The organism is Paenibacillus sp. Negev47 (assembly GCF_058313655.1).
In genome coordinates, this window is sequence record NZ_CM177754.1 from 4,975,286 (window position 1) to 5,001,307 (window position 26,022).

The 26,022-nt window shown below is 44.5% G+C and carries 29 protein-coding genes; 4 read left to right on the forward strand and 25 right to left on the reverse strand.

Features of this window, described 5'->3' with window-relative positions:
• Nucleotides 1–78 precede the first annotated feature (78 nt).
• The 8 genes from AC4G47_RS22410 to AC4G47_RS22445 all read right to left on the reverse strand — a co-directional run bounded on the left by AC4G47_RS22410 (nucleotide 79) and on the right by AC4G47_RS22445 (nucleotide 7,118).
• Nucleotides 79–585 carry a DUF2569 domain-containing protein gene (locus AC4G47_RS22410; protein WP_491102751.1) on the reverse strand — a complete coding sequence of 169 codons (507 nt, stop codon included), beginning with the start codon at nucleotides 583–585 and terminating at the stop codon, nucleotides 79–81.
• 428 nt (nucleotides 586–1,013) lie between these two features.
• Nucleotides 1,014–1,307 carry an RNA polymerase alpha subunit C-terminal domain-containing protein gene (locus AC4G47_RS22415; RefSeq protein ID WP_491102752.1) on the reverse strand — a complete coding sequence of 98 codons (294 nt, stop codon included), beginning with the start codon at nucleotides 1,305–1,307 and terminating at the stop codon, nucleotides 1,014–1,016.
• An 18-nt stretch (nucleotides 1,308–1,325) separates the two neighbouring features.
• Nucleotides 1,326–2,333 (reverse strand): phosphotransferase, encoded by a 1,008-nt coding sequence (locus AC4G47_RS22420; RefSeq protein WP_491102753.1) that lies wholly within the window; start codon nucleotides 2,331–2,333, stop codon nucleotides 1,326–1,328.
• Between the two features lie 158 nt (nucleotides 2,334–2,491).
• Nucleotides 2,492–3,031, reverse strand: coding sequence for an NUDIX hydrolase (locus AC4G47_RS22425; RefSeq protein ID WP_491102754.1), 540 nt, complete (start codon nucleotides 3,029–3,031; stop codon nucleotides 2,492–2,494).
• Between the two features lie 164 nt (nucleotides 3,032–3,195).
• Nucleotides 3,196–3,873, reverse strand: coding sequence for an ABC transporter ATP-binding protein (locus AC4G47_RS22430; RefSeq protein WP_491102756.1), 678 nt, complete (start codon nucleotides 3,871–3,873; stop codon nucleotides 3,196–3,198).
• Nucleotides 3,870–5,000 carry an ABC transporter permease gene (locus AC4G47_RS22435; protein ID WP_491102757.1) on the reverse strand — a complete coding sequence of 377 codons (1,131 nt, stop codon included), beginning with the start codon at nucleotides 4,998–5,000 and terminating at the stop codon, nucleotides 3,870–3,872. Before AC4G47_RS22435 ends, AC4G47_RS22430 begins: the two co-directional genes overlap by 4 nt.
• Before the next feature lie 67 nt (nucleotides 5,001–5,067).
• Nucleotides 5,068–6,444 carry a sensor histidine kinase gene (locus AC4G47_RS22440; RefSeq protein ID WP_491102758.1) on the reverse strand — a complete coding sequence of 459 codons (1,377 nt, stop codon included), beginning with the start codon at nucleotides 6,442–6,444 and terminating at the stop codon, nucleotides 5,068–5,070.
• Nucleotides 6,441–7,118, reverse strand: a complete 678-nt coding sequence (locus AC4G47_RS22445) for a response regulator transcription factor (protein ID WP_491106762.1) — start codon at nucleotides 7,116–7,118, stop codon at nucleotides 6,441–6,443. Before AC4G47_RS22445 ends, AC4G47_RS22440 begins: the two co-directional genes overlap by 4 nt.
• A gap of 293 nt (nucleotides 7,119–7,411) precedes the next feature.
• Between AC4G47_RS22445 and AC4G47_RS22450 the strand changes: the two genes are divergently transcribed.
• Entirely contained in the window at nucleotides 7,412–8,395 is a 984-nt protein-coding gene (locus AC4G47_RS22450; RefSeq protein WP_491102760.1) for a cation diffusion facilitator family transporter, read from the forward strand.
• Nucleotides 8,396–8,554: 159 nt separating this feature from the next.
• Here the strand turns inward: AC4G47_RS22450 and AC4G47_RS22455 are convergent, their stop codons facing one another.
• The 12 genes from AC4G47_RS22455 to AC4G47_RS22510 form a co-directional block, all read right to left on the reverse strand.
• Entirely contained in the window at nucleotides 8,555–9,592 is a 1,038-nt protein-coding gene (locus AC4G47_RS22455; protein ID WP_491102762.1) for a UCP032817 domain-containing protein, read from the reverse strand.
• Between the two features lie 142 nt (nucleotides 9,593–9,734).
• On the reverse strand, nucleotides 9,735–10,124 hold the full coding sequence (locus tag AC4G47_RS22460; protein ID WP_491102764.1) for a hypothetical protein: 390 nt from the start codon (nucleotides 10,122–10,124) through the stop codon (nucleotides 9,735–9,737).
• Between the two features lie 288 nt (nucleotides 10,125–10,412).
• A complete protein-coding gene (locus AC4G47_RS22465) occupies nucleotides 10,413–11,384 on the reverse strand; it encodes an aldo/keto reductase (protein ID WP_491102765.1) in 972 nt (323 codons plus the stop codon).
• Nucleotides 11,385–11,409: 25 nt separating this feature from the next.
• Entirely contained in the window at nucleotides 11,410–11,826 is a 417-nt protein-coding gene (locus AC4G47_RS22470; protein WP_491102766.1) for a MerR family transcriptional regulator, read from the reverse strand.
• A gap of 265 nt (nucleotides 11,827–12,091) precedes the next feature.
• Entirely contained in the window at nucleotides 12,092–12,649 is a 558-nt protein-coding gene (locus AC4G47_RS22475; protein ID WP_491102767.1) for a MepB family protein, read from the reverse strand.
• Nucleotides 12,650–12,719: 70 nt separating this feature from the next.
• On the reverse strand, nucleotides 12,720–13,583 hold the full coding sequence (locus tag AC4G47_RS22480; RefSeq protein ID WP_491102768.1) for an aminoglycoside phosphotransferase family protein: 864 nt from the start codon (nucleotides 13,581–13,583) through the stop codon (nucleotides 12,720–12,722).
• Nucleotides 13,584–13,663: 80 nt separating this feature from the next.
• Nucleotides 13,664–14,137: an NUDIX domain-containing protein gene (locus tag AC4G47_RS22485; RefSeq protein WP_458125880.1), complete on the reverse strand. Its 474-nt coding sequence runs from the start codon at nucleotides 14,135–14,137 to the stop codon at nucleotides 13,664–13,666.
• A 24-nt stretch (nucleotides 14,138–14,161) separates the two neighbouring features.
• Entirely contained in the window at nucleotides 14,162–15,031 is an 870-nt protein-coding gene (locus AC4G47_RS22490; protein WP_491102769.1) for a DUF4085 family protein, read from the reverse strand.
• A gap of 160 nt (nucleotides 15,032–15,191) precedes the next feature.
• On the reverse strand, nucleotides 15,192–15,335 hold the full coding sequence (locus AC4G47_RS22495) for a hypothetical protein (RefSeq protein WP_491102771.1): 144 nt from the start codon (nucleotides 15,333–15,335) through the stop codon (nucleotides 15,192–15,194).
• Nucleotides 15,336–15,393: 58 nt separating this feature from the next.
• Nucleotides 15,394–15,783, reverse strand: coding sequence for a hypothetical protein (locus tag AC4G47_RS22500; protein WP_491102772.1), 390 nt, complete (start codon nucleotides 15,781–15,783; stop codon nucleotides 15,394–15,396).
• 60 nt (nucleotides 15,784–15,843) lie between these two features.
• Nucleotides 15,844–16,338: an NUDIX hydrolase gene (locus tag AC4G47_RS22505; protein ID WP_491102774.1), complete on the reverse strand. Its 495-nt coding sequence runs from the start codon at nucleotides 16,336–16,338 to the stop codon at nucleotides 15,844–15,846.
• Nucleotides 16,335–16,733, reverse strand: coding sequence for a winged helix-turn-helix transcriptional regulator (locus AC4G47_RS22510; RefSeq protein ID WP_491102776.1), 399 nt, complete (start codon nucleotides 16,731–16,733; stop codon nucleotides 16,335–16,337). Before AC4G47_RS22510 ends, AC4G47_RS22505 begins: the two co-directional genes overlap by 4 nt.
• Before the next feature lie 244 nt (nucleotides 16,734–16,977).
• On the opposite strand from AC4G47_RS22510, the gene AC4G47_RS22515 reads away from it, so the two are divergent.
• On the forward strand, nucleotides 16,978–17,565 hold the full coding sequence (locus AC4G47_RS22515; protein ID WP_491102777.1) for an NAD(P)H oxidoreductase: 588 nt from the start codon (nucleotides 16,978–16,980) through the stop codon (nucleotides 17,563–17,565).
• Nucleotides 17,566–17,696: 131 nt separating this feature from the next.
• On the opposite strand, the gene AC4G47_RS22520 is transcribed toward AC4G47_RS22515, so the two are convergent.
• The 5 genes from AC4G47_RS22520 to AC4G47_RS22540 form a co-directional block, all read right to left on the reverse strand.
• Nucleotides 17,697–18,338: a FusB/FusC family EF-G-binding protein gene (locus AC4G47_RS22520; protein ID WP_491102778.1), complete on the reverse strand. Its 642-nt coding sequence runs from the start codon at nucleotides 18,336–18,338 to the stop codon at nucleotides 17,697–17,699.
• A gap of 290 nt (nucleotides 18,339–18,628) precedes the next feature.
• On the reverse strand, nucleotides 18,629–19,186 hold the full coding sequence (locus tag AC4G47_RS22525) for a GNAT family N-acetyltransferase (protein WP_491102779.1): 558 nt from the start codon (nucleotides 19,184–19,186) through the stop codon (nucleotides 18,629–18,631).
• Nucleotides 19,187–19,228: 42 nt separating this feature from the next.
• Nucleotides 19,229–19,810, reverse strand: a complete 582-nt coding sequence (locus AC4G47_RS22530; RefSeq protein ID WP_491102781.1) for a hypothetical protein — start codon at nucleotides 19,808–19,810, stop codon at nucleotides 19,229–19,231.
• 285 nt (nucleotides 19,811–20,095) lie between these two features.
• The gene (locus AC4G47_RS22535) at nucleotides 20,096–20,968 is read right to left on the reverse strand and encodes a carbohydrate ABC transporter permease (RefSeq protein ID WP_169479013.1); all 873 of its coding nucleotides are present in this window, start codon (nucleotides 20,966–20,968) and stop codon (nucleotides 20,096–20,098) included.
• Between the two features lie 16 nt (nucleotides 20,969–20,984).
• The gene (locus AC4G47_RS22540) at nucleotides 20,985–21,947 is read right to left on the reverse strand and encodes an ABC transporter permease (protein ID WP_491102783.1); all 963 of its coding nucleotides are present in this window, start codon (nucleotides 21,945–21,947) and stop codon (nucleotides 20,985–20,987) included.
• A gap of 346 nt (nucleotides 21,948–22,293) precedes the next feature.
• Between AC4G47_RS22540 and AC4G47_RS22545 the strand changes: the two genes are divergently transcribed.
• Nucleotides 22,294–24,105 carry a sensor histidine kinase gene (locus tag AC4G47_RS22545; RefSeq protein ID WP_491102785.1) on the forward strand — a complete coding sequence of 604 codons (1,812 nt, stop codon included), beginning with the start codon at nucleotides 22,294–22,296 and terminating at the stop codon, nucleotides 24,103–24,105.
• Between the two features lie 230 nt (nucleotides 24,106–24,335).
• Nucleotides 24,336–25,946, forward strand: a complete 1,611-nt coding sequence (locus AC4G47_RS22550) for a response regulator transcription factor (protein WP_491102786.1) — start codon at nucleotides 24,336–24,338, stop codon at nucleotides 25,944–25,946.
• The last annotated feature ends 76 nt before the right edge of the window (nucleotides 25,947–26,022 follow it).

Sequence of the window (26,022 nt, forward strand, 5' to 3'; positions counted from 1 at the left end):
ATAACTAGCCTGGCATATATAAAATAAACCCGACCTCAGATAGCTTCTATCCAAGATCGGGTATTTCCTGCCTACTCTTTATCTTACAAATGTATTCTGAACTCGTTCAGACTTGATAAAGTAAGGAATCCAGATGGCGCAAGTGATTACAGATTTTGCAATTTCTCTGATCGAGCTTCCATCTTCCAATTCTTTTGCTAACGGAATCTGGAGTAATAATAGATAATCAATAATTCCAACAATCAGACTGAGACCATAGAAGATGATCATCAGACGGGGTAATATTGCTTTCTTGCTATAAAACGTAAAAATTGTATAGACACTGAATAATAAAAACAGCGTGTTGTACACCATCTCAAAAATAAGTACTGGGCCCCATAACGGGTGATAATAGTCCGATTGTTTGGAAGTTAGCATTTCCCAAGTCTCCGTTGTGAATGTGGGGATTATCTGTTGAAATAATTGCACTGCAAGCAGAATTACCGTAAGAAATAATCCAATCTGGATGAGAATCAGCCAACCGCCCAATCCCGACACGCCTAGGGGACGGTAATCTGTCTTTTGCTCTTCAATATGTGGTTCCATTTCGTAACACTTCCTTATACCGTTTTGTTTTTCCGAGGTGAGTTTTCTTCGTCTTCGTAACGTCTGAAATCTACAAGTGCTTCCCTCCGTTGTTCACGTACATGTATGTATGTTCTCACACTCGTTTCTAGCTGTATCTCTGTCCTCCCTCTTATATAGAATTTGACACAACTTCCTTATTGTACTACGCGTGTCAAGGAAGAAGCATCAATTTCATAACAACATACTCATTCGCTGTAAGGGCCATAGAAGACCTTCGCTATACTTCCGCCATGTTCAGCAATGTACGCGTACGCCGATTAAGCTAGAATGACAGGATTTTCGCCAACATCGTCTGCTACTCAGTGAAGGTAACTTGTTGTATCGGGTAACGATGGAGGAGATTACTTCCGCTTCTGGTTTGGATTAGTGGAACAGCGTGAAGAGGGTTATTTCTTAAAAGACATTCCCTCTTCTTCCAAAGCGTTTCGCAATTTAGGTATGGCAGATGGCCCGATTCCATGCAGCTTCAGGATCTCTTTCTCCGTGTACTCTGTAAGTTGCTGTAGTGTTGTAATCCCTTCATTCTCCAATGCAAGTCTGGCGGGAGATGACAGCAAGGCCAGAAAGCCCGATGTCGGTTTACGTTCAGCTTCGCACGTCGGACAGGTTGGGCAATCACTTTTTTTATAATGCGAATGTCCTCGTTCACATGTTCTGAGTGTTCCTTTATCGTTTGCCATATGGGCATCACTCCTGAATTAAGTATTCAACCAGTTCTTAATATCTGAAATCATATTTTCGTATTGTTTCAAAGCCTCTAAAGTCCAAATGACTTGTGATGTTCCTACTAGCTGTTCCTCTATGTCCGTACATTCAATCCACAGTGACCGTTTAAGACTATATTCGAGCCAGTCCAACTTTCCAGCAAAACCATTATCCAGAACCACTTCCCAATTGGCTGTTAGACTCCCCACTCGCTTCTTATATCCACCTATAAAAGCCAAGAACTTTTCCTTGTTTATACTTCCGGAGCTATCAACTGACCAATACACAGCTGTTTCTACCAGATCATGCATCGGATTAATATAACCTGCCGATTCCCAATCGATAATAATAGGTTTGTCTTGTCTCCACATCACATTCTTAGGTTCCAGATCTCTGTGACTAATAACATTCTCGGATGCTAGCATTGAAGATGACTTCTTAGCCTTCGTGCTCCACTCATACAGCTTATCCATACTGGAATGCAAAATCTCAATCCATTCCGAATTCTCATTTTTTCCTTTGTTCAGATAAAACATCCAATCTATTTTTTTAGAATTAGTCGCCTGTGAACTATCCAATTCTAGTTGTCTAAAATCCGTTTTGTGGATATCTGCAAGGATCGTTCCCATCAGAGAACTGTTATTGATAGTAACTTCATCTTGTTCCAAACGTTGACCCTCAATCCAATCAAATATTAGATAGAATTGATTATCAATGTTATGCATAGAAGCACCCTTTAACCTTTTTGCAGGTTGAGCATGGATATGTTCAGCTGCCACGTTGGCTATTTTTTCTGAATCAATATAATTTTGCACAGCAGTAGGTCTTATCATTATCTGGGGATTCAATGCCTTAATTGCATAATTAGCTTGCGTAGTTTCAATGGCGTACATTCGATGAAGAAGTCCACCTGAGATTGGTTTGGGCGAACTGATCAATTCACCAAGCTCTAATTCATTACACAGTTTCTCAAAATTTAAATTGTATTGAGTATCGTTCATACGTTATCCCCTTTCATTTTTGTAGTGATCGTATCCCTAGTCTTGGTTCCCCGCTATGAATCAAATTCCACATGAATGATTTGATTGACTTATTCATTTTATCTCGAATCATCATTACCTCTATAGGTGTCGGAATTAGAATATCTGTTCCTTGCCTCTCATTGTTTAGCTTCTTCTCGCAGTACATAAGCCAGTTTGTACATCTCCGCAATGTCATGTCTGTTCTGTTCCTGGAATCTTCGGATCGCTTCATCAATCTCTACCATTTCCACCGCAACCACCTGCTCGCCATCTTCCGGATTCAGCGGATCACCGACAAGTTCAACATCTCCATACCCGATGATTCGTACAAAATTGGGATGCGGGATATGCGGTCGATACGGTTCCAACGCACTGGATGTACAGTGGAATTGACCGAAAATCTGATAGGACCGCATTTCTGCCCCAAGTTCCTCCATCAGTTCGCGTTTTAACCCATCCATATACTGCTCACCTGCTTCAAGCGTCCCTCCAGGCAGCTCCCAATCTCCATTATCCAGTTGAAAGACGACACATTGATCCCCGACAAACGGAATAATGCTAATATTGCTTACCAGTTTTTCATCCACGATCTCATTCAATCTGAACTCCGCCTCAATAATTCCCCAATGAATCGACGTACTCAGCGCCGGAAATAGTTCCGCACTCAAGCTACTCATCCGCATCCGTCCCTCTCTATCTAATTCCACTATTCTTCCAATTATAGTCGAAAACACAGAAAGAAGGCCACCTTCCCACCGGGAATACGTGACCCTCTTCTTACGCGCTCTGCCCTTAAGCCTTGGAACAGTGTTCTCTCCAGACTCTCAGGCCATGACTCCTTTTAATGCTGCACCAGCTTTCCATCCTCCAAAAAAAGAACTCGGCTACAGAGCGGCAAAATCCGCTCATCATGCGTAACCATCACTGCACTCTTGCCCTGCTCCTTTACGAGCCGTGCAATCATGCCGACAATATCCAGCCCACGTTCCGCATCCAGGCTGGCTGTCGGTTCATCCGCGAGCAGGACAGCCGGATCATTCATCAACGCCCGTGCAATCGCGACCCGTTGACGTTCCCCGCCAGACAGCTTCTCGGCATACGCCCTCCGCCGATGAGTCAAGCCTACCGTATCCAATAGCTCATCCACGCGCTTCTCCGCCTTGTTTTTATCCGTTCCGGCGAGCTTCGCGACCACCATCAGTTGTTCTTCAACTTTCAGATACGGAATGAGGTTGGCACTTTGAAAAATAAAGCCGAGCTGCTGAAGCCGCATATCGGATATATCTTGTTTGCTTTTGCCCATAATAGAGGCCCCATCCAGTAGAACCTGCCCTTCGGTCGGTTCGAGCAGTGCGCCAGCAATGGACAGGAATGTGCTTTTGCCCGAGCCGGAAGGCCCCATCACAGCGACAAGTTCCCCTTCTGTCACCTCAAGGTCCAACTTGTCCAGAATCATGCGTTTGCTGCCACCATCTTCAAAAGTCTGTGTAATTCCCTGCAATACCAATCGGTTTCTCATGCTGCTGTCCTCCCAATCGCATCAAGTGCATCAATTTTGGTAACCTTCCACACCGAGAATAATGAACCCGCCATAGACATGAGTATGAATAATACACAGGTCAGCGCGAGAGTGGATAAGCCTAATTGAAACGGCATCGATGCTGGCAAGATAGACTCAAACAGTCGAACCAACAGTACGCTAATCACCAGACTACCAACCGACAGGATCAAGACTTGTAACGAAACACTGCCCGCCAGATAACCATTCCGTGTTCCGATCGCTTTCAATATACCGAATTGACTCGTTTTCTGAATCGTGATGACATAGAAGAACACCGCAAGTACAAACGCCGAAATCACATATAGAAAAGCGATCATCATGAGCAACGATCCCTGCTCTTCCTTATAACCAGGAATGGCCGATACGGCATCCGACTTTGTAATAACTTCGTTATTAGGCAATGCAGTACTCAGTTCGTCTACTTGTTCGCCTGCACCCTTGATCGCAATGGCATTGTATATCGGAGCATTAGCATTGGTGTCGGCTGAACCTTGCGAAGTTCGTGAACCTCCTTGAAGCGTAAGCCATTCCTGTTCATTCAGGAACACCACTGGGGAGTGACTGAAGGACTCATTTTGTACAACTCCACCAACGGTCCACTCCGTTCCCGAAGCTTGATCGACCAGAACAGTGCCAATTGTGACACCTGATTCAGACAACTTTTGGTCCACCACAACCTGCCCGTTCGTCTGATCCGTAATCGGAGACCCTTCGGTCACCGTTGGAGCAAGCCAACCTTCCGGGTTCACCATGAACAGCGTGACATCGATCTTCTTCGTGTCGCCGGTTGGGCTGACGGTTGTCATTTTCACACCGAGCGGTTCAGCACTCTCTTGCCCCACCACAGAGCGAGCCTGATTAAGCTGATCCTGATCCACTTGTGACCGGGTAAACCGATGATTCGAATCCTGCTCCAGCACAAAGTGGGTTGCTGCCATATTTTTGATCGAAGCCGCGTTGTCATACGCCAGCCCCTGTGCAAGACCTGTAACAAACAGTACCAGAAATGAAACCAGTACCATGATTGTAGCAATTAAGGCATACCGCCCTTTGGCATACCTCATTTCCCGAATAGCCAAGTACATGTTCTGTGACCTCCCTCTTGATAACCCAAGTATAGGAGGCGAAAATGAACGGCAAATGAATAACAGATTACATCTGCGGAAGTGTCACGGTAAAGACCGTACCCTCAGGCGAACTGGAAACCTCAATTGTACCGTCATGAATTCGTATAATTTTCTGCACAATGGCAAGTCCAAGCCCGGTTCGTCCAGAAGAACGTTCCCGCGCACGGTCCACCCGATAGAATCGATCGAACAAGAAAGGCAGATGCTCCGCAGCAATCCCGTCTCCTGTATCCCGAATCTGAATCACACACTGGTTATCCGTCTGCTCGGCATGAATCTCGATGCTTCTTCCCTGTGGCAGATGATTCACTGCATTACCCAGCAGATTCATCCACACCTGCATGAGCAGCACTTCATTGCCCACCAGCTGGATGGATTCCGGGACCGAAATCCGAAGCAGCAGTTCTTTTTCTTCGAGTTGCCATTGCAGCACCTGAACCGCTTGCCGGAATTGATCTCGCAGAGAGAACTTCACTTTGGACAGATCTTCGTTGCCTTGTTCAAGAGAGGACAGCAGAAGCAGTTGTTTGCTGAGCAAGGAGAGATGACGGCTCTCCTCCTCAATAATCGATGCATAGTGCTCCCGTTCCTGTTCAGGCAGGTCCCGATCCGCTACCAATTGGGCAAACCCCTGAATCGAGGTCAGCGGCGATTGAATCTCATGGGATACGTTGGATACAAACTGCTGCCGTGCCTGATCTACCCTCTCCAATTCACGACTCATGGTCATGAAATGCTGGGCCAGCTGACCAATCTCATCACGCCTTGAGGTAGGCAACTTCAGATTATATTTTCCTTGCGCAATCCGCTTGGTCGCCTCGGACAGACGTTCAATGGGATTAACCAGATAGCGGGTACTGATCAGAAAGATCAGGATACTAATGCCCACCGTTAATGCTCCAATCAGCGCAAAAAATATACGAAGTTCACCAAATTGCAGGATCACATCCGGCCGCATAAAAAGGGCATAATTCGCATTGTCCAGCTGTAGATGAACACCCACGGTATTGCTTAATTGATTATCGAAGAAACCGGTAATGAACGGTTTACTTGGGAACTGGGCAACGCCATGGTATACCTCACCATTCAGCACCAGTTCTACAGCTTGCTTGTCCAGATCTTTCTCCCGGAATTCACGGCCGTAGAACAGGTCATTGCCTTTTCCATCCGTCACATAGATTTCGTATCCGAGTGCAGCGGCATTGTTCAGATAATCCTCCATCGTGCCGGGTTGCTGCTCCACAAATTGCTTCATTTGCGTCGCGATGCCCACGAGCTTCTCATCATTAAAATCCTTGAGCTTCGCATGATAATAGATATTCGACATAAGAAAACCCAGCATGCCGCTGACCATAATCACCGCAATCGTAATGAGGAATACCCGGACGTACAAGGTCCTCAAGGCGTTTTCACCTCCATCTTGTAACCAATGCCCCGCACAGTCTGAATGACGAAATCATCCGTATAATCGGCAAATCGATCACGGAGTCGCTTGATATGTACATCAACGGTACGGTCATCTCCTTCGTAATCAGCCCCCCAGACGAGTCGAATGAGCTCATCCCGCGAGAACAAACGGCCTGGAAACTGTGCAAGCTGTGAGAGTAATTCAAACTCCTTCATTGGCAAAAAGAGAATGGATTGCCCGTCCGTAACCTCCATATTGTTACGGTCAATGACGATCCGGTTCATGCGGATGATATCACTGGATGTGCGATGGTACCGACGAAATAACGCCTTTACTCGATAGACCAGTTCTTCCGGTTCAAATGGCTTGGTCACATATTCATCCGTTCCTTTCAAATAACCTTCTCTCTTGTCGGATAGCTGATCTCGTGCCGTCAGTAACATGATGGGAATATCATAGTGCTGCCGAATGAAATCACATAACTCCAGTCCGTCCATGCCGGGCATCATCACATCGAGGATCGCCAGATCGATCGGCGTTTCTTGCATCCGTCTGACCGCTTCCAATCCATCCTGCGCTTCATGAACCCGATACCCTTCCTTGGTCATGACATGCCGCAGGAGTGCTCGAATGTTGGCATCATCGTCTGCCAACAGCAGATGTTTCATATCGTTGTCCGCCCTTCTATGTAGCGAGTACATCTCACTTTGATCCTGCACAGATGGTAGCATAAAAGCAATCTCATTCGCCAGCACATGCATGGAGACACACCTTGGACATGTTTATATTTTCTTAAATCTGGTTGACACTACTATGAGGCACAACTATAATAAACCCATAACATATGAACAAACGCTCATATGTTCATTTGTATTAGATTAACTATTACTAAGGATCATTTATAACCACACTAGAAATCACATTACATAACGGAGCCTTGCTCCAAAAGGAGAGGATTTATATGTCCGGACATCATCACAGTCATAACCATGGGCACGATCATGGACACAATCACGCTCACACCACCAATAACAAGAAAGTACTGTTGTTTTCCTTCATTATTATTACCATCTATATGATCGTCGAAGCCATTGGGGGATTCATCACCAACAGTCTCGCACTTATCTCGGATGCAGGCCATATGCTGTCTGACTCCATTGCACTCGGGATCGCTTTACTGGCGTTCACCTTTGGTGAAAAAGCGGTGAATACCGGCAAAACGTACGGGTACAGAAGATTTGAAATTTTGGCCGCTTCGTTAAACGGAATTACGTTAATCGCCATTGCACTCTACATTTTCTACGAAGCGATTGGTCGTTTTATCAACCCGCCAGAAGTCGCAACCGTAGGCATGTTAATTATAAGCATCATTGGATTACTCATTAATATTCTGGTGGCTTGGATCATGATGCGTGGTAGCGATACGGAGAATAACTTGAATATGCGCGGTGCTTATCTCCATGTCATCAGCGACATGTTGGGATCCGTTGGGGCTATTGCGGCAGCCTTGCTCATGATGTTCTTTGGTTGGGGTTGGGCTGATCCACTTGCGAGTGTGATTGTCGCGGTACTGGTATTGCGAAGTGGTTTCTTTGTCACCAAGTCATCCTTGCATATCTTAATGGAAGGTACTCCGGCCAATGTGGATGTGAATGAGCTGGTGCGGACCATCAAACAAGTCGATGGCGTCAAAGGTGTACACGATGTGCATGTCTGGTCTATTACTAGTAACCTGAATGCGCTGACCGCACATATCGTGGTGGATGGAACGATGGATGTCTATGCATCCGAGATCCTGGTTCAGAAGATTGAACATATGCTGGAACATAAAGAAATCAAACATGTAACGCTCCAAGTGGAGTCCGAAAAACATCTGCATGACACCTCGGTATTATGTACTGTCAAAGGCGACGCACCAGATGCTCATGCGCATCATCACCATTGAATGTTATACCAAGCATAACTGCTTCCAAATGAAAACAGGGCTGATTCCCATCACTGGGAAAGCCCTCTTTTTGATCTTTATAATTTTAGGGTATGTCCTACGGCTTGATGAACACATTCCTGTAACAATTGAATCGTATGGATTAGCTTGCATACTTCATTAATCTCCGCCACCACCACAAGATGAACAGCTGGACGAGCTGCAAGAAGAGTCGGAAGATGATCCCGAGGATGATCCGGATCCTCCCGAGGAACTGCTACTGTCCGTACATTGATCCGCATAACAGCTGGAACTGCTCGTGCAACCACTGCTTGACGAGGAACCATAGGCTGCCTTTTCCTGTGGAAGAATTTCCTGCTCTAGCTGGCCCATATGTAGCCCATATGTCGCCTCATTATGCATGGAGTAATACACCATGGCGCTAGCCATGACGAGAGCTACATCGCTACTTCCGGAAGATGCTGGAGATAGCTCTTCTTCACTTAGCGTTGCGGATCTACGTAGTTGATCAATCAAGTAGGCAATCACCTGAGCAGCTTCAGGATCCTCCTGCATGCGTCTGGCATGAAACAGCTCATTCACCAGTTCAGACTGATCTCCCTGTGCGATCAGCTTCTGTACATCACTGGATAATGGGTAAGTGAAAAAATCACCCCAGATTGCAGCACTGTAGGGAGTGAACTCGAATAATTGACAGTACACCCAGTCAAACCATGCACGTGCTCCTGGCGTTTCGCGGCGGGTGATTGCCGGCTCATGGTGCACCGTGGAACCCATGAATTCTGCACAAAAATCAGCGTAAGATTTCGTAAACATCAGCATCTCATGCCACAAATCATCAACTTCATCACTGAACATGGGCACCTGCTTAAGTAATGAAGCCATAATGAAATATCGCTTAAGCTCTATCAATTTCCACCGATACTCCAGCGTTTTCATGTGAGGATATTCCTGTTGAATTCGGATCTTGAGTTTGTTCGCAAAATGCTTATTGTAACTCTTCTCCAATTGAAGAATGGTTTGCTGATAGGGGACTTCTTCTCGAAGTCCAAGATTCAATGGTGCTTTTTTTCGTCTGTACGTAACTTTCGTCTGTTTTCTGCGTCTTCCTGCTGGACGGAAAATCTTGAGCTTGCGTCGAACCAAATAGGCTGTTAAAACCAATAAAACTGCTGCAAGGTAGTAGTAGATCGGCATAATAAAACCGCTCCTCTCCGTTGATCTTCTCTATGTAAGGGTTAAACTATCATTAGTATAAATGAGGAACGGCAGTGATTAATAGAGCCCTTTGGCATACATGCCAGGGCTCTAGTTTTGTAAATTTCGTTGTTGCTCATTGTTATGAAATGGCAATGATTATACTGGTTACCAACATCAACAACGTTACGGGCGCCCAGATTCTTCGTTCCCATACACTTCTCGTGATCAGATTCAATATCGTCCCCAACACCAAATACCCAACGATAAACCAAATTGCGATATCTGCAAATGCAGACCATTCACGAACAAGCAATCCTGATTTGCTCAGAACAACAATACCCATGAATGCCAGAATTGCGATCTGAAATATGCAGGCAAAACGCATGGATATGGGGTATTTCCCGGGAAACTTCCCACCCATGGCGTACTCTCCCCATGGCACACCTACAGCCAACGCAACCTGAAACAGAATAACGATCAGAATCAAGACGGTGAATACGATTGCCGATGTCAAGACGATGTAGATCACGCTCCAGTATTCAAATGGCGGTAAAATCGATTCTATATTAGGGATACCTCGCTTTCTGCAATCGTAGGGCTTTCATTCTCTACAGAAATACAAACCTGGCTGTTCTCTAAATTATACAGGATATGGCACAAAATCATACATTCCTTTTTTCCTTTTCGACTCCCCTGCCTCGATTGGGAATCAATACAAATAGAGACTTTCACTAAAAGAGAGTCTCTATCTGTATTCTATACTTGTATTTTACTGAGCAACTACTTCGCTACGGATAACAAGTTATAAGGACATCATTTACCCATTAAGCTGAGTCATCATTTCTTTCATATAACGTGTTCCATGGACCTCATTTTGGGGACTTACCTTTTCAATGCGAGCTAAGTCATCAGGTGTCAGTTCAATCGTTGCAGCGTTCGCGTTTTCCTCCAAATATTTGATTCGTTTCGTTCCCGGAATCGGCAATGCGTTATTAGACATTGTCCAAGCTAAAGCCAATTGTGCGGGCGTGCAACTCTTCTCCATGGCAATCTCTTTGATTTTATCCACAACTTCTATATTTTTGGCGAAATTGTCTCCTTGGAACCTCGGCATATATCTGCGCAGATCATTAACATCCAAATCCTCCAATTTCCGTATCTCACCTGAGATAAACCCTCTGCTTAATGGACTGTATGCAATATGGGTAATATTCAGTTCTCTCGCAGTCGGTAGAATCTCGTCCTCAATATCCCGGCTCCACAGGGAATATTCACTCTGCAACACAGAGATTGGATGAACGGCGTGTGCACGGCGTAAAGTGGAAGCCGATGCTTCCGACAAGCCAAGGCAGCGGACTTTCCCCTCTTTAACCAAGTCAGCCATCGCGCCAACCGTTTCCTCAATCGGAATCTGAGGATCTACCCTGTGTTGGTAGTACAGATCAATATAGTCGGTGTCCAGCCTGCGAAGACTTGCTTCTACGGCCTTTTTCACGTAATCCGGATGACCATTCAACGTCTCATAGTTTGGGGTATACGCGAATTTGGTAGCAATTATGGCCTGATCGCGACGTCCCTTCAGTGCTTTCCCCAGTAGTTCTTCATTATGACCATTACCATACACATCAGCTGTATCTAGCAGTGTAACGCCAATCTCCAACGCGTGATGGATGGTCTTCATTGACTCCTCATCATTGGTTTCCCCATACATCCCCGGAGACATGCCCATAATTCCCAATCCAATCGATGATACGACGATATCGCTATTTCCCAGCACTCTTGGCTTCATCTCTCCATCTCTCCATCCGTTAATATTAGTCTTTAGCGATGCTTTCCATTTGATCTAGCAGCTTGCTTTCTGAAGGAAGCTTTCCTGATTCTATGTCTTCATAGATGTTCAATTTGTTATTCACCGCTGAAAGTGCTTCGGCAATTTCAAGTTGGCGGCGATGTAATTCCTCTTTATATTCGTGAAGGATCGCTTTCCGTTGTGGAATCGTTGAATCACCATCCAGCGCCAGACTAACCATATGTTTCAGTGTAGATACCTTCATACCCGTTGCCCGGAAACAGGACATCAGTCTCATCCAATCCAGATGTTCTTCCTCGAACATCCGATTTCCATGCTGATCCCGTTGGATGTAAGGAAGCAGTCCCTCCTTCTCGTAGTAACGAATTTTATGTGCAGGACAACCCAGCCGCTCCGAAGCTTCTTTTATCGAGAAAGCCATAATGCTGACTCCTCCTTTATGTTCATTTTTGGATGCATTTGGCCGGTTCTTTTACATCCTAAGGCTTAATGTTCACATTAAGGCAAGCACAAATTTCAAAAAAATTAAAATCACTAACGTTCACTATTTTTAACAAATGGCGGACATCGCACACGCTTGAGTACTGGGAAATAACGAATAGAGGAGATATGTCGAAAAGATCGGTGAAAAGCTGATATTCAGAGGAGAAGAGTTTGGAGATGCTGGGCTACTGTTTCGCTTACTTTTATCGCTGGGTGCCATAAAGTACCCGAGCTTGATCACAGTTCAACGGTTCGGTAACAGGTACTTCCAGAAAATATTCCAGCTGCCATTGCTGCGTTTTTAGAGCCTGCTTACTTGTTGGCTTATCCCAAGGCGGATATACACGTATGGCACGCTTGCCACCTTTTCCTTGATTTGATACGATATCTCGCTGCAACAATACATGCTTCGGAAATACAAATTGACCAAAGTGGCTACCTGTGCGCGTACTAATGACATACATATCTGCTGGATCTGATACATCATATGGCTGTGTCGTTCCGTCCTCACTTCGCTGCCACAGAGTAACAAATTGTCCAATCTTGGTTGGTGTGGTTTTGGCAACACGAAATCGAATGGATAGAGAATTTAAGGTGAACACATATGCCCCATATTCAGCATTTTGTGCTTCTTCATGTGGTTGGGAGCAACAAAAGCCACACTTGTCATAGATAAGTTCTTTACTGGCAAGTAAGTCGCCATGAAATATATCGAAGGTCGTCCAAGCATTCGGACTATGCAAACTATTTTTGTTATCCACCTTGTGATATCTCTCCTGTCTTGTGTAGTCTGAACTAAGGAATTCGCGTTAGGGTGAAAGCTTTGCTAGATCAAAGCTTCTCACACAATCGCTTCCATTCATCCCATGCCTTCAAATATTCAGGCAGATCATCAGGATGATGCTTGTTGCTCAGCCCAATTCGGCAATATAGATGGACCAGAGCTTCCTCTATCAATCTGGATTTATCCATATCTACTTGTTCTAACAGTTCGAACGTAGCTAATAATGTTTCGGTGTTGATATCATCCGGAGAAGAGCAAAAAGCATACAAGAAATCATAGAGGATCGGTCCAACCATTGGAGATGGATCAATGACGCCGATGAGTTCATTTTCAGCAAACACAAAATTATGAACACCCGTATCGCCATGCAAAAGAAATTTCTCTTCTTGCTCATGAAACAGGTGATCCACTTTGGATTGAACCAGATTATAATCATCTGTCGTTAAAATACTTCCAATATTCATCTTTGCTTCATGAATACTAATCTGATTGAATTCTTTCCATGTCCTCTGTGGGAACTCCATTCTGCCCCATGATTTCGTATCTGAAGAACGCACATATGTATTGAATAGCTCTTTCACCAGACGAGTTAACCAGTCTCTTTTCTGTCCCCGGTTGAAATGGGTCGTGCCTTCCATATACGTATAAATAAAATAAGTATTATCCGAAACAGTCAACAAAACTTCAGGCAATAACGGAGAATTGTTATACGTGTCCAAAAACTGCTGGGCAATGTGAATCTGTTCGGGTTCATCTGATTTCAGAATATAGTGCTTATTCAGAATCGTACTCAACCGATAAACACGTCCAGCAGTGGTACCTGACAAACTTTGAATTTTAGATATTTCTTCGTTGATATGATGCATCTTGAATAGGTCATTGATCTCATTAATTGTTGGGTTAATTAACATATGGTTTCTCCTTATATAACTTGGATCTCGATTCATTTGGTAAACATAAGTTGAGTTTTAGATTCAAATTGCACAGTGGCTTATCTTTCAAAATGGGCTCGTTCTTCTTGATTGGAACTAAAAATATAATCTGGATACTGGTTTGCCATGGGTGGAAGCTGATCCTCGGGGAAAAATTGCAGATCCTTCATCTCTTCATTATCAGGTGTCAGTTGTCCAGATTTGATTCTGCATTCAAATACGATAGTCAAATATTCGACCTGATGACCATTACTGTATGTAAACCGTCTTGCTTCACCCCCGTATACTCCGATAATCTTCTCCGGTTCTACAACTAGGCCTGCCTCTTCCAGTGCCTCTCTTACCATCGCTTGAGCCGGTGTCTCACCAAGCTCAATTGCTCCAGCAATCAGCCCCCAGGTTGATTCGTTATGTTTACGGCCGAACAGAATCTCCCCTTGTTCATTTCGGATAATGCCAGCCACACCCGGCATAAAAATAAGCTCGTTGCCGATCTTTTCCCTGAGGTTTTTGTAATAGTCTGACATGCCCATACAGGTGTACCTCCTTTTTGCTTTTTATACTTTCTCATCAATCACCAGAATATCAGCACAGCGAACAATCAATTCGGGCATATTCTCTCCACCAAATAGAACATGAAGCTCATATCCGTTATCGATCCGATACAGCTCTTGATACAGCCAGTAACTGCCTACAATCTCTCCCTCTTGCTTGATGATTTCGGGTGCAACCAGTGTAAGTTTATTTATATTGGTGAAGCCACCACGAGTGTCAAAACGAATGACCACTTCATCTCCCGTCAGCAGTTCCGTCACTGTACAATCATGATATTGAACCCGGCTATGTATTTCATCGGGGATATCCTGTGCCATCATCACTTCTCTAAATTCTTTCGATGCCTGATCCACATGTCTCTTATTTTCCGCACTCTGTTTCTTTAATTGCTGTAATATCTCTCTCGTGCAATATCCCAGCGTAAACACACGAATATCCGCAATTTGTTCAACGATTTCATGTGGCAACTTCTCCGCCTTGTATTGAAAATTCCACTCCATCGATTCCTTGTATTCTTCCTTACATTTCTTCTCATCAAAAGGAGGTCGTACATCATATTCTGCAATGAGTTTCTCGATATGCACTCGTTCTTCCGGAGGCATGTGATATACGATCTGATCCTCTTCTGACACTTCTTCCCCACTGAAAGATTTGTCTACACGAGTGAGCACTTGACCATCATGCTCCAGCATGAAACGAGGATCCATATTATATAGCTCTCGCTCCTGCTTCACATGCGCTTTTTCCTTTCTTTTATACAACCTTAGAAAAAGACTCTCATCTAACTCGGAAGCTCCACTATGTACCCTCATCCCAAAATGAAGTCCCATCTGCTGACACAGCTCATACCATTCTTTCGTTAAATATCTCATTTACATCTCTCCTGGTGATTTTTAGAATCTACTTTGCTATTGAAGCATAGACTTTTTAATTTCTGACGAAAATTTAGCCGCACCTGGAATTCGTGTTCGTTTAAAAAATGCTGTTAATTGCTTAGGATGATTTTTGACAATATCATATTCAATGATCGTGTTAGCGATAACAGATCTCGTAGCCTAGCACCTCGACCACTTCAGAACGATCTCCTGCATCAGGCTCCTCGCCTTTTGGGAATTCTCCATCTGGGTCATCATTCAATTGCTCACTACATGTTAAGCGAGTCACCACATAGGACATGATTTTAGCCTGGTCCTCGACTCCTCAACGATTCCTTATATTTAACAGACGTACTGGTCTACGCCAAGGTTTGAAAAAATTTGTATTTGATTTCTTTGTCATTTCGCGCCGCCCATTCATGCACAGCTTCTACTCCTGCGGACTCCTGACCTCGTTGAAAATAAAAACATAGATCCATCGGCACTAACCGTTTACCATAGAGTTTGATGCCAATCCGTCTGTAATTCATATAAATACACTCAATCTGAGATGCATCATATCTCTGATGTTTCATAGAAGTCACATGATCGCTTTCCAGCGTAATACTGGGTTTCGTGAAAAACAAACGCCAGATCAGAAAAACGATATAACTCAGAATAAAGGTCAATATAATGATCAGGGAGTACTTCAGAATACCATTTTTATCGTATATGCCATCCCTGAAAAGTATAGCTTCAATGACCAACATACATAGTAGGCTCAACCATGCTCTTGGATAAATCGTCTTGTATGTGATGAGTTCCACCTCCTAATTATTCTCTCCATTAATCCGAAGCCACTCGGAAGGGGCTTTTCTGGCAAAATGTTTTTCAACAAAATCCAAAATGTCATCAATTCCAGGCAATGCCGCATTTTCTTTGGCTTCGTCAAACGTCATCCATTGGTACTCGGTATGTTCATGATTTAACCGGACAACCTGGCTTTCATCCACATATCCTGCGAATACGGGAGCAATATAGATATACTCCTCCATGGGTGAATAATATTGTTCGAATTGATTGGCAGAATACAACCTGACTTCCGTAATACCTGTTTCCTCATGAACTTCTCTGAGTGCAGCTTCCCATGCCTTCTCGCCCTTTTCTATCCCGCCGCCAACATAACACCACTCGTTATGCAACATACGACCAGCACGTTTCAGCATCAGTACACGGTATTGATCGAGGCTTTTCTTCAACAGAACTACAGCAATGCCTTCACAACGAATGGGAACTAGCTGTTTCATGTGCTCTGTACCATTCAATTTCTCGCCCCCTTTTCTTCAGAATCGAAGTCCTCCAATACTTTGAACTTATCCCCATGAACCTTCTCCAGATGCTCCTCTCCCCAATAGCACAAATGGTCCAGAGCAGGTTTTAATCCCCAACCGTAGTCCGTTAGTTCATATTCCACTTTGGGAGGTACTTCCGAATATACCTTGCGCTGTACGATCTCATCCTTTTCCAGTCCTCTGAGCTGCGTTGTCAGCATCTTCTGCGTAATGTCCGGTATTAACCGCCGAAGCTCCGACGTACGTTTCCGTCCTGTCATCAAGTGGTAAATAATTAAAGGCTTCCACTTCCCGCCCATCACTTCCAAGGCCGCCTCAACGCCAACTTTATATTTCTTGGGAGCACTTGTGTCTTGATGTTCCGTCATTCCGAATCCCTCCATAATTAGGCTGTATTCAAGGTAAAATCGTATCTTCTTGCTGCTCTTGTTCCGTTATTTAAGCCCATTTCGAGGCATCCATTTAGGGTACTTTGATGTTCCTATGGCACTTCATTCTTCCTATAGAACATCAAAGTGCGTACTTCCAGATGTTTTCATACCTGTTTATAATAGCATCAGCCATTGATTTATGGCTACAAGACCGCAATCCAGAAAGGTAGTGAAAGATAAGATGAACGTATTAGTTGTAGTGTCCCACCCGCGAAAAGATTCCCTGACCTTCCAGGTTGCCGATCGTTTTGTACAAGGCCTTGCCGAGGCTGGTCACGGTTATGAGATATTGGATTTGCATGGGATTGGCTTCGACCCAATTCTCCGAGAGATGGATGAACCGGACTATACCCAAGAAAATCAGGTGTTCTCGCCTGAGGTTGAAACGGAGATGGAGCGGTTGAAGAAGTACGATGCTGTGGCTTTTGTATTTCCTCTCTGGTGGTGGCATCTGCCAGCCATGCTGAAAGGCTATGTGGATCGTGTCATGAACAACGGGTTTGCCTACGGCACGAACAAACTTCCTCACCAGCAGATATTGTGGATCGCTCTTTCGGGCGTGACGGAAGAACAGATGCATAAGCGCAACTATGGTCAATCGATCGCCAATCTACTCAATGTGGGTATTGCCGATTATTGCGGCGTGTCCCAATCGAGGGTTGAGTTTTTATATGAAACGTTGGAATCCAAGCCTGAGCATTATGAGACACTGCTGAACCATGCACATCACTTGGGACTGAACTATGCCAACGATATTCCGACTCCATGATGGTATGAGAAAAAGGGTATGACCCCGAATATGAATCCTGAAGTTTTTTTGGTACGTTCAACGGCGAATCACTACATTTTAACACGGCAAAAAGGTCGCTCCGAAGAGCGACCCTGCCTGTGTGTCTTGCATTATTTTACTGTCGAGAGAAGAAACTTCTCCAGCATGGTGATATCGGTAATGCTATGGTTGCAAGCTGTGTTATCCATGCATACGTACTGGGCAATGGAAGCAAAATTGTCCGGCGAATGAGCCTTGGTCTTCACGTTGAAGAATCCGAGTTCCTGATGACGATGGCAGAACATACAGTACCCTTTCTTGTTCGTGGCTGTAATTCGTCCCTCAATACCGAGGAACTTGCCTTCGTACGGGTACACGATGAACAAGCGGTTCGTCGCAATGTCGGTCCATCTCAGATAGGTTGTATGTGCGTAGTCAATGGATTCAAGATCGGGCACTTTGAGTTTCTTGGCCTTCGGAAACAGCTTTTGGATCTGCTTTGCCGATATTTGCGGATATGGAATCAGATATGATTCCATCCGGTTCAGATACGTCTGCAATTCATGTGTCGTCTCATACGTCGATAACTGCTCCAGCAATTGCTTCTGCTCCGGAGTGAGTTCATCAAAGATGCTCACCGCACTTGTGCCGACCGTATAACGGACGGTTTCCAATACTTTTGGATCTACAACCGAGCGTAGCGTTTTGAGCAGGAAATCAGCTTGTTTTTGAATATAATTGAATTGATGATTGTGAATAAATGGTGTTTGCATGGCGTTCAGCCCCTTATTTTTATTGGAAAAACAAATAAGGTGCAAAGCCTGCGGGTTGAACCATTATGTTAATGTTGATTCCAGGGCAAACAATCTCATTTTGTCGCGCCCTACACAAAGTCCGCCCCTATTCAGGCTTTGCGTAAGGCTTTCTAGCGAACGAGCAATCCGGCATTATCCATATTGCCACGTCATAACCCCCAATGCAGTAGATATACAGGAATTATAACAGGGGTCACGTAGTAGGGCAACGGCCAAACAAAGCCTTCCCCTAGTCCAATTTTATAAACTCAGGTCTCACATATTTTATTATGCCACTCATTAGCTAACATACTATACGTCACGATATTCTCATAATGATCGTAAATCCATTGCGCTTCTCTGGAAGTACCTTCGTTTGAAAAACCAATCCTTTCAGGTATGGCCCTGCTTCTATGGTTATTTTCTGCACATTGAATAATGACTCGGTTTAACTTTAATTCAGAAAACAGAACATGAAGTAGTTCTTTAATTGACTTCGTAATAATCCCTTTTCCTTGCTCTGACTCAGCTAAAAAATAACCTATGCTGGTTGCTTTATTCTTCCAATCGATGTAATGCAATCCGATCATCCCAACCAATTTATGATTAAACCATATCCCCGCGTCAAATCCGTTTCTATCTTCATAATTTTGTGTCCACATCGCTATAATTGAATCTAAGTCGCTTGGTGATTGTCGTTTATCTACCCAGAGCAACCACTCTCGAAGATGTGTTCTATTCTCATCAATTAACATATACAACTCATCTCGTTCTTTCGGTTGTATTAGATTTATTTCAATGAATTCATTAACTTGAAAAGGAAACATATTGATCCCTCCATTAATCTATGTAGCTTCGCAGTTACAAGGTTAATATCGTTCTTTAAATCTACTTATCCACCAGTCCTTCTTCAATAAGTATTCAATTCTGATTGGCATAATAATATATTCTTCATTCACTTCAGTCGGTTCATTAGAGCCCATATAGATTAAATCAATATTTAAATGAAATGTTTTAATTTTTCTACCCACTTCATTTTCAAATTCTTGAATATAACGTATAAGATCAGGTTTGTCCTCCCAGTACTGCATAGCATTTTGGCCACCCGCAGGCATGTTCCACCAACTAATAAATGATGGCCATAGATTAACAAATGCTTCCCTTAATTCTTGTTGTTCAACTAACTCAAAATTGGGCGATCCTAGAACAAATGATGCATGATTATTATTTTTATGAGCTTTTTTCTGAATGCTACGATCCCAGAAAGATTTCCATTGTATTTCTAGTTTTTGATGAAGATGAACTGATTCTACCATTTGCCTGGATGGCCATGCATTTTGCTCATTGATCTGCTCTTTAAGAAGACCATACGCACTCGCTACATAGATCAAAAAATTCAATTTAAAGTCACTTGATATACAAACGGACCACGAGTTGTAATCTTGAATCATTGATATTTCTCCTTTCACGCAAAAACATGAGATCTACGTTTGGATAAGCTATTGTTCGGAAAATTTTCAAGGGTAACCATCATAACTTCTGCACTTCGTACACAACTCTATATAAATGAAAAAGGATATATCTTATTGTTTCTATTGTACCATTTTATTCAAATAAAGGTAATAAACTGCAAATGGGTAACTTCTTTTTCCATGCACACAAAAAGAAGCCACCTCCCTGGCCTTCCCCAGTTCAGTGACTCCATTTTACAACCCTATTCTAACCCCTACATTCAACTACTCCTTCACAGCCCCAACCACAATCCCCGTCACGAAATAACGTTGCAGGAACGGGTACACGAGCAGGATCGGCAGAGCGCTGATAAAGATCTGCGAAGCCCGAATGGTCCGTTGGGACAGGTTCGCAACTGCTTCTGGATCAAGCTTCGACATGTCGGCCTGCACGATGATCGTCTGCATGAATGTCGCGAGTGGCAGTTTTTCCGCATCACGGATGTAGATGATTCCGTCAAAGTATGCGTTCCAATGCCCGACCATCATGAAGAGCGAAACCGTTGCAATAACAGGTACGGAGACGGGCAGATAGATTTTGATAAACGTCTGAAAGTGTCCTGCACCATCGATAAATGCAGCTTCCTCCAGATCTTTGGGAACGGTACGGAAGAAATTCAGCAACAGAATGATGTTGAACACGGCAACCAATCCCGGCAAAATCAAGGCCAGCAATGTGTTCATCAGTCCCAGCTTCAGAATCAGGATGTACCCCGGAATGAGGCCACCGCTGAACAGCATCGTGATGACAAAATACCACAGATAGATGTTACGTGCGCGGAACACCCGCGTCTCTTTGGAGAGTGCATAGGCTGCAATCGTATTGACGATTAACGCAAGTCCTGTACCCAGTACTGTCCGCTCCACGGATACCCATAAGGAGGAGAGGAAGTTTGTATTGGCGAACGTTTTCGCATATGCCTCCAGTGTAAATCCAATTGGCCAGAACGTTACGAGACCCGCATTTGCAGGTGCAGATGCGCTAAGTGAAACCATGAGCAAGTGATACAAAGGCAGCAAGCAGAGCAGTGAAAGGATGGTCAATAACACATTGTTGAATATGCTGAATATGCGGTAAGGCATCGTTTTATGGTACATTCGTTTGTCATCCTTTCTAGAAAATTCGGTATCCGGCGAATCGGTAAGCCAGTCGGTACGAGATCACAATCAAGATCAGGCTGATGACCGATTTGAACAGATTCACAGCGGTAGCGAAACTGAACTGCCCACTTAGCAGACCTTCTCTATACACAAACGTATCGATAATATCACCTTGTTGGTAAATTAACGGACTATATAAGTTAAAGATCTGGTCGAAGTTGGCGTTAAGCACATTACCCAGTGCCAGGGTTGCGATTACGATCCCGATGGGAATAAGTGCCGGAATGGTAATATACATCGTTTGCTTCCAACGTCCTGCTCCATCCACTTCAGCCGCTTCATAGAGTGAAGGGTTAATGCCGGACAGTGCCGCGAGGAAGATGATCGTGTTGAATCCAAACTCTTTCCAGACATCACTGGCAATAATCGTGAATCGGAACCAGCTGCCATCCCCCAGGAAGAAGATCGGCTTGATGCCGAATACCGAAACCAGGAACTGATTGACAATACCCGTCTGGGCCAGAATGTCGATCAGGATGCCTGATAACGTAACCCAGGACAGAAAGTGAGGAAGATACACAAGCGTCTGAATCGTTCTTTTCAGTGCCATCTTCCGTACCTCATTGAGCAATAAGGCGAAGACAAACGGAATGATCAGGTTCATGACAATCTTGGAACAGGCAAAGAACAACGTGTTCCACGTAATTTGCAGGAAATAATCATTTTCCCACATGTACCTGAAGTGCTTCAGTCCTACCCATTCGGAATTGAAAAATCCCAGGGCAGGTTTATAATCCTGAAATGCCATCAAAATCCCGGACATCGGAATGTATGAAAATATAAAGACCATAATGGCCGCCGGCAACACCATGAAGTGCAGAATCCATGGCTGTTTGTAGCGTTTTTTTCTCTTTTGTTCCAGCTTGTTCCCAACGTTTGCCTGCGGGATCCGCTTACCCTCCAATTTAGCCTCCATAGCGCTTCTCCTGTTCCCAAAAAAAGTTTTTGTGTGTGATCGGGTTCTCTGATATAAATAGTATCAAGCCATTCTGAGGTCTGCTATATAACATTGTTAGGCTTGATAGTATTTTGTTAGGAATCTATAAGTTGAACTAAAAATGATTTACACGGACACTCCGATGACAGAATAACCTTCCAATCGCTGTTATCCCCAGATTTTTCTATTGTCCCTTTCTCAAGGGGAAAATCCGGTGATAAAGGCGAACGCTTCGCTTTCTCTGGTTTTTTCTGTCCTCTCCGTTTCTGTGTAAATAATTTGTTCAACCTATATAGTCTGAACACGAATTTGAAGGAGACTTTTTATGCATATATGGAAGCGCTTAAACCTATTTCCAGGCAAGACTCGATCCCCATTCAGTCTTTTTGCCAAAATAAACTTGTTAATTGTGGTCTTGTTCATTCCCATTCTAATCATGTACACCTACTCGAATAACGTCACCTATGATGTCGTCAGCAAAGAACTGCAGATCTCCAACACGAAACAGCTCACGTTTCTGTCCAGTCAGATCGACTCACGCATCAACCAGATGATGGATTTTAGTCTGATCCTCTCCCGAGATCCGAATGTCAGAGCATTCAACGGCCTCAATATGTGGGATGATCGGTATGACCGGATGCAGACCCGCTATGTCATTCAAGAGAAGATGATGCTGCAAACCGGCGTTACGGATATATGGCCCACCCGATATGCGGTGCATTCACAGCAGAATGAAGATGTCATCGCCAACTACAACCGAGCCACAGGGTATGATGAGGATTATTTGAAAAGGAACATGAGTGGACGATGGACCTATGGGGATCAGGGTGCCGCATCAGAGGACGAACTGAACTCCTTCTATTGGTTCTATACGGATTCCTTGGCACAGCCGGGGATGCTCACGGGAAGTAATCTGGTGATTGAAGCCAGCTTCAGCTACGAGAACATTCAAAATATGCTGGATACGTATAAAGCGGGTGGACAAGGCGATCCTTTCTTGTATCACAAAGGAAATTCACCCATTCTCAATCGCAGCGCGGACAAGCAATTATCCGCAGAACTCATTCAGTATCTGGATACGCACTCTCCGGAAGACACCACGCAGGATGTCGTGAAGTTGAACGGGAAGAAGTATCTGGTTAGCTCCGTGAAGTCCACTTATCTGGATTGGCATCTGGTTGACGTGATCCCGCTCTATCAGATTTTGAAACCCATCTCGCTTAGTCAGAATCTGTTCTACACCTGTATGATATTGCTGTTGGTGGTCGGCATCTCGGCATCGATCCTGCTGTACCGGAATGTTCAATATCCGATCAAAAAGCTGATCAAAGGTTTACGCCGCGTAGAGCAAGGGGATTATTCTGTCCGACTGCATAGCAAAAACCAGAATGAGTTCTCATTCCTGTTCCGCCGATTCAACGATATGTCCCATCAGATTCAAGATCTGATCGAGAATGTATTCCATGAGAAAATTAGAGCCAAGGAAGCTACGCTGAAGCAATTACAAGCGCAGATCAATCCGCATTTCCTATATAATTGTCTTGGCTATATCATCAACATGGCCCAGATGAAGGACGAGCAAGCCGTGGTCTCCATGGCGCATAACCTGAGTGCATATTATCGCTATACCACCCGTATGGAACGGGAGACATCATCACTTCAGGAAGAGATCCAGTTGCTCATCAACTATCTAGATATCCAGAAGCTGCGCAATGGTCGCATTGAATATCACATTGATATCCCTGAGGACATGCTTGCCCAGTCGGTGCCGCGATTAATGCTTCAGCCGATGGTCGAGAATTCCGTCATCCATGGTGTGGCGAAGTCCTATTCATCCGGGGAAATCCGAATTACCGGGGAGCGCTTGAATGGTTTTGGCCGAATATACATCGATGACGACGGCCCAGGCTTAAGCCCGGAACAGTACGAAGCACTAAACTTGAAGATGCAGGAACCATTACAGGAAGAAATGGGCTGCGGCCTTTGGAATACGAATCAACGAATTATGCACACGTTTGGAAGCCATTCCTACCTCCTATTCGGTCCATCCCCACTAGGCGGATTCCGAACCGAGCTCATCTGGGAGTTACCGAAAGAGGACACAGATTCCGATAAAGGTAATACCGATACGAATTAATATGATACGAACGATAAGTTGACATTTGATTTTGAACGAACCATTTACACGTAAACGCAGAGGACAGAAAAAACCTGAAGAAACGAAGTGCTCGCCTTTCAAGCACCATTTTAACCTTACAATCTTCTAATTCAGAAAATGGGGCTTGAACAGCGATCGGAAGGTTGTGCTGTCATCGGAGTGGCAAGTGTAAATATGCCTTAGTTCAACCACCAAGGGAGACAAACACAATGCAAATGATGATCGTAGACGACGAAGCACACTGGGTCGATAACCTGTCCATGACCAAGCCCTGGCACACGCTGGGGATCGAACATGTGCATAAAGCATACTCGGCACACGAAGCACTACAAATGATCGACACCCACCCCATCGATATCGTGATCTCAGACATTCAGATGCCTGAAATGACAGGCATTGAACTGATCGAACGCATCCGCATCCGGGACAAAAAGATAAAATGTATTCTGTTATCCGGGTATTCCGAATTTGATTACGCGAAAAAAGCCATCCAGTTCGAAGCCGTGGACTATCTGCTGAAGCCGCCCACAGATGATGAATTAATGGGCGCTGTGCAGAAGGCCATCGATCAATTGAACAATGAATGGGAACTTGTCAGTTCACTGACACGAACCCAGTTTACGTTGCGAGAGAATCTCCCCCATTTGCGGGGACGACTGCTCCTAGGAGCTTTGCAGGGACAACGAATCGCCGCTGCGGAATGGGAGCGGAAACTCGCCAATTACGCTCTGCCTTTTCATACCGGGGATGCCGCTTTAATGCTGGTACGATTGGAAGAAGAATTCGGACACTATGACAGCAATGATCAGACCCTGATCGAATATGCCATCATCAATATGGCGGAAGAGATTATGGGTGAGTTTATGGAAGTGTGGGGCGTTAAGGAGGAGCACGGATATCTGGTGTTTTTACTTCAGTTGAAAGATCGGAAAAGCGATATTGGCAAAGAAACCATTCTGGAGAAGCTGTCGATTCAGCTTCAATCCAAAGTAAAACAGTTTCTGAAAGGCTCCCTCTCCATCGTTATCACCGAGTGGTTCACCTTTCCGGATCAGCTTTACGATCGCTTCCGTCAGGCTTCCGCTTATTTCCGGCAGATCGTCGGCGACGAACGCGAATTTGTCATGCGTGTCAGCGATGTCGAGACTCCTGCGGCGCAAGGTCCCTTGGATGTGCTGTACACCCCGCCCACTTTCATTAGTCTGTTGGAAAGCGGACAGTGGGATGCTGCCGAAGAGAAAATACGCGCAGTCTGCGCAGAGCTGGATGAGAAATGGTCGGAATCATGGGAGCACTGTATGGAGGCAGGTTTTCTTATTACGGCTTCATTCACCAATATTGCCCACCGGAACAAGCTGACTCTGACCACTTTAATGGGAAATGATATTGAGGGTTTGCAAAGCGGCGAAGCTTTCACCACGATCAGCAAACTGCGGAAATGGTCACTCACTGTGCTCGGCAAACTCAAGGAAGGCACGTCCAACGAGATCAAGGACATTCGTTCCGAGTATGTGAAGAAGATTCAGGATTTTACAGATAAGAACCTGCATCTGGATGTATCTTTGCGTGTACTGGCCGACCATGTCAATCTGCACCCGACCCATTTGTCCAAGATCTATAAGATCGAGACGGGCGAAGGCATTAGTGATTATATCTCGCGTCTGCGTATGGATCGGGCCTGTCACAAGCTGGTCACGACCACCAAAAAAGTGTACGAAATCAGCATGGAGATTGGCTATATGGACCCGGCTTATTTTATCAAAGTGTTCAAGCGCCAGTTCGGCGTTACGCCGCAGGAATACAGAGACCAGCATAAATAACATCTTAGAGGTTGTTCAAAAAATCCGCTTTTGATTACGAAGGATGCCTCACGGCATCATCAGCATCGAATATGGA

Coding starts and splice junctions, on each gene's coding strand:
- AC4G47_RS22550 (WP_491102786.1), top strand. CDS start 24,336: ATGCAAATGATGATCGTAGACGACGAAGCACACTGGGTCGATAACCTG.
- AC4G47_RS22520 (WP_491102778.1), bottom strand. CDS start 18,338: ATGCAAACACCATTTATTCACAATCATCAATTCAATTATATTCAAAAA.
- AC4G47_RS22500 (WP_491102772.1), bottom strand. CDS start 15,783: ATGTTGGTCATTGAAGCTATACTTTTCAGGGATGGCATATACGATAAA.
- AC4G47_RS22515 (WP_491102777.1), top strand. CDS start 16,978: ATGAACGTATTAGTTGTAGTGTCCCACCCGCGAAAAGATTCCCTGACC.
- AC4G47_RS22420 (WP_491102753.1), bottom strand. CDS start 2,333: ATGAACGATACTCAATACAATTTAAATTTTGAGAAACTGTGTAATGAA.
- AC4G47_RS22490 (WP_491102769.1), bottom strand. CDS start 15,031: ATGAGATATTTAACGAAAGAATGGTATGAGCTGTGTCAGCAGATGGGA.
- AC4G47_RS22525 (WP_491102779.1), bottom strand. CDS start 19,186: ATGTTTCCTTTTCAAGTTAATGAATTCATTGAAATAAATCTAATACAA.
- AC4G47_RS22435 (WP_491102757.1), bottom strand. CDS start 5,000: ATGTACTTGGCTATTCGGGAAATGAGGTATGCCAAAGGGCGGTATGCC.
- AC4G47_RS22480 (WP_491102768.1), bottom strand. CDS start 13,583: ATGTTAATTAACCCAACAATTAATGAGATCAATGACCTATTCAAGATG.
- AC4G47_RS22495 (WP_491102771.1), bottom strand. CDS start 15,335: ATGTCCTATGTGGTGACTCGCTTAACATGTAGTGAGCAATTGAATGAT.
- AC4G47_RS22545 (WP_491102785.1), top strand. CDS start 22,294: ATGCATATATGGAAGCGCTTAAACCTATTTCCAGGCAAGACTCGATCC.
- AC4G47_RS22535 (WP_169479013.1), bottom strand. CDS start 20,968: ATGTACCATAAAACGATGCCTTACCGCATATTCAGCATATTCAACAAT.
- AC4G47_RS22485 (WP_458125880.1), bottom strand. CDS start 14,137: ATGGGCATGTCAGACTATTACAAAAACCTCAGGGAAAAGATCGGCAAC.
- AC4G47_RS22445 (WP_491106762.1), bottom strand. CDS start 7,118: ATGAAACATCTGCTGTTGGCAGACGATGATGCCAACATTCGAGCACTC.
- AC4G47_RS22530 (WP_491102781.1), bottom strand. CDS start 19,810: ATGATTCAAGATTACAACTCGTGGTCCGTTTGTATATCAAGTGACTTT.
- AC4G47_RS22430 (WP_491102756.1), bottom strand. CDS start 3,873: ATGAGAAACCGATTGGTATTGCAGGGAATTACACAGACTTTTGAAGAT.
- AC4G47_RS22470 (WP_491102766.1), bottom strand. CDS start 11,826: ATGGCTTTCTCGATAAAAGAAGCTTCGGAGCGGCTGGGTTGTCCTGCA.
- AC4G47_RS22450 (WP_491102760.1), top strand. CDS start 7,412: ATGTCCGGACATCATCACAGTCATAACCATGGGCACGATCATGGACAC.
- AC4G47_RS22540 (WP_491102783.1), bottom strand. CDS start 21,947: ATGGAGGCTAAATTGGAGGGTAAGCGGATCCCGCAGGCAAACGTTGGG.
- AC4G47_RS22410 (WP_491102751.1), bottom strand. CDS start 585: ATGGAACCACATATTGAAGAGCAAAAGACAGATTACCGTCCCCTAGGC.
- AC4G47_RS22425 (WP_491102754.1), bottom strand. CDS start 3,031: ATGAGTAGCTTGAGTGCGGAACTATTTCCGGCGCTGAGTACGTCGATT.
- AC4G47_RS22415 (WP_491102752.1), bottom strand. CDS start 1,307: ATGGCAAACGATAAAGGAACACTCAGAACATGTGAACGAGGACATTCG.
- AC4G47_RS22465 (WP_491102765.1), bottom strand. CDS start 11,384: ATGAAGCCAAGAGTGCTGGGAAATAGCGATATCGTCGTATCATCGATT.
- AC4G47_RS22455 (WP_491102762.1), bottom strand. CDS start 9,592: ATGCCGATCTACTACTACCTTGCAGCAGTTTTATTGGTTTTAACAGCC.
- AC4G47_RS22510 (WP_491102776.1), bottom strand. CDS start 16,733: ATGACGGAACATCAAGACACAAGTGCTCCCAAGAAATATAAAGTTGGC.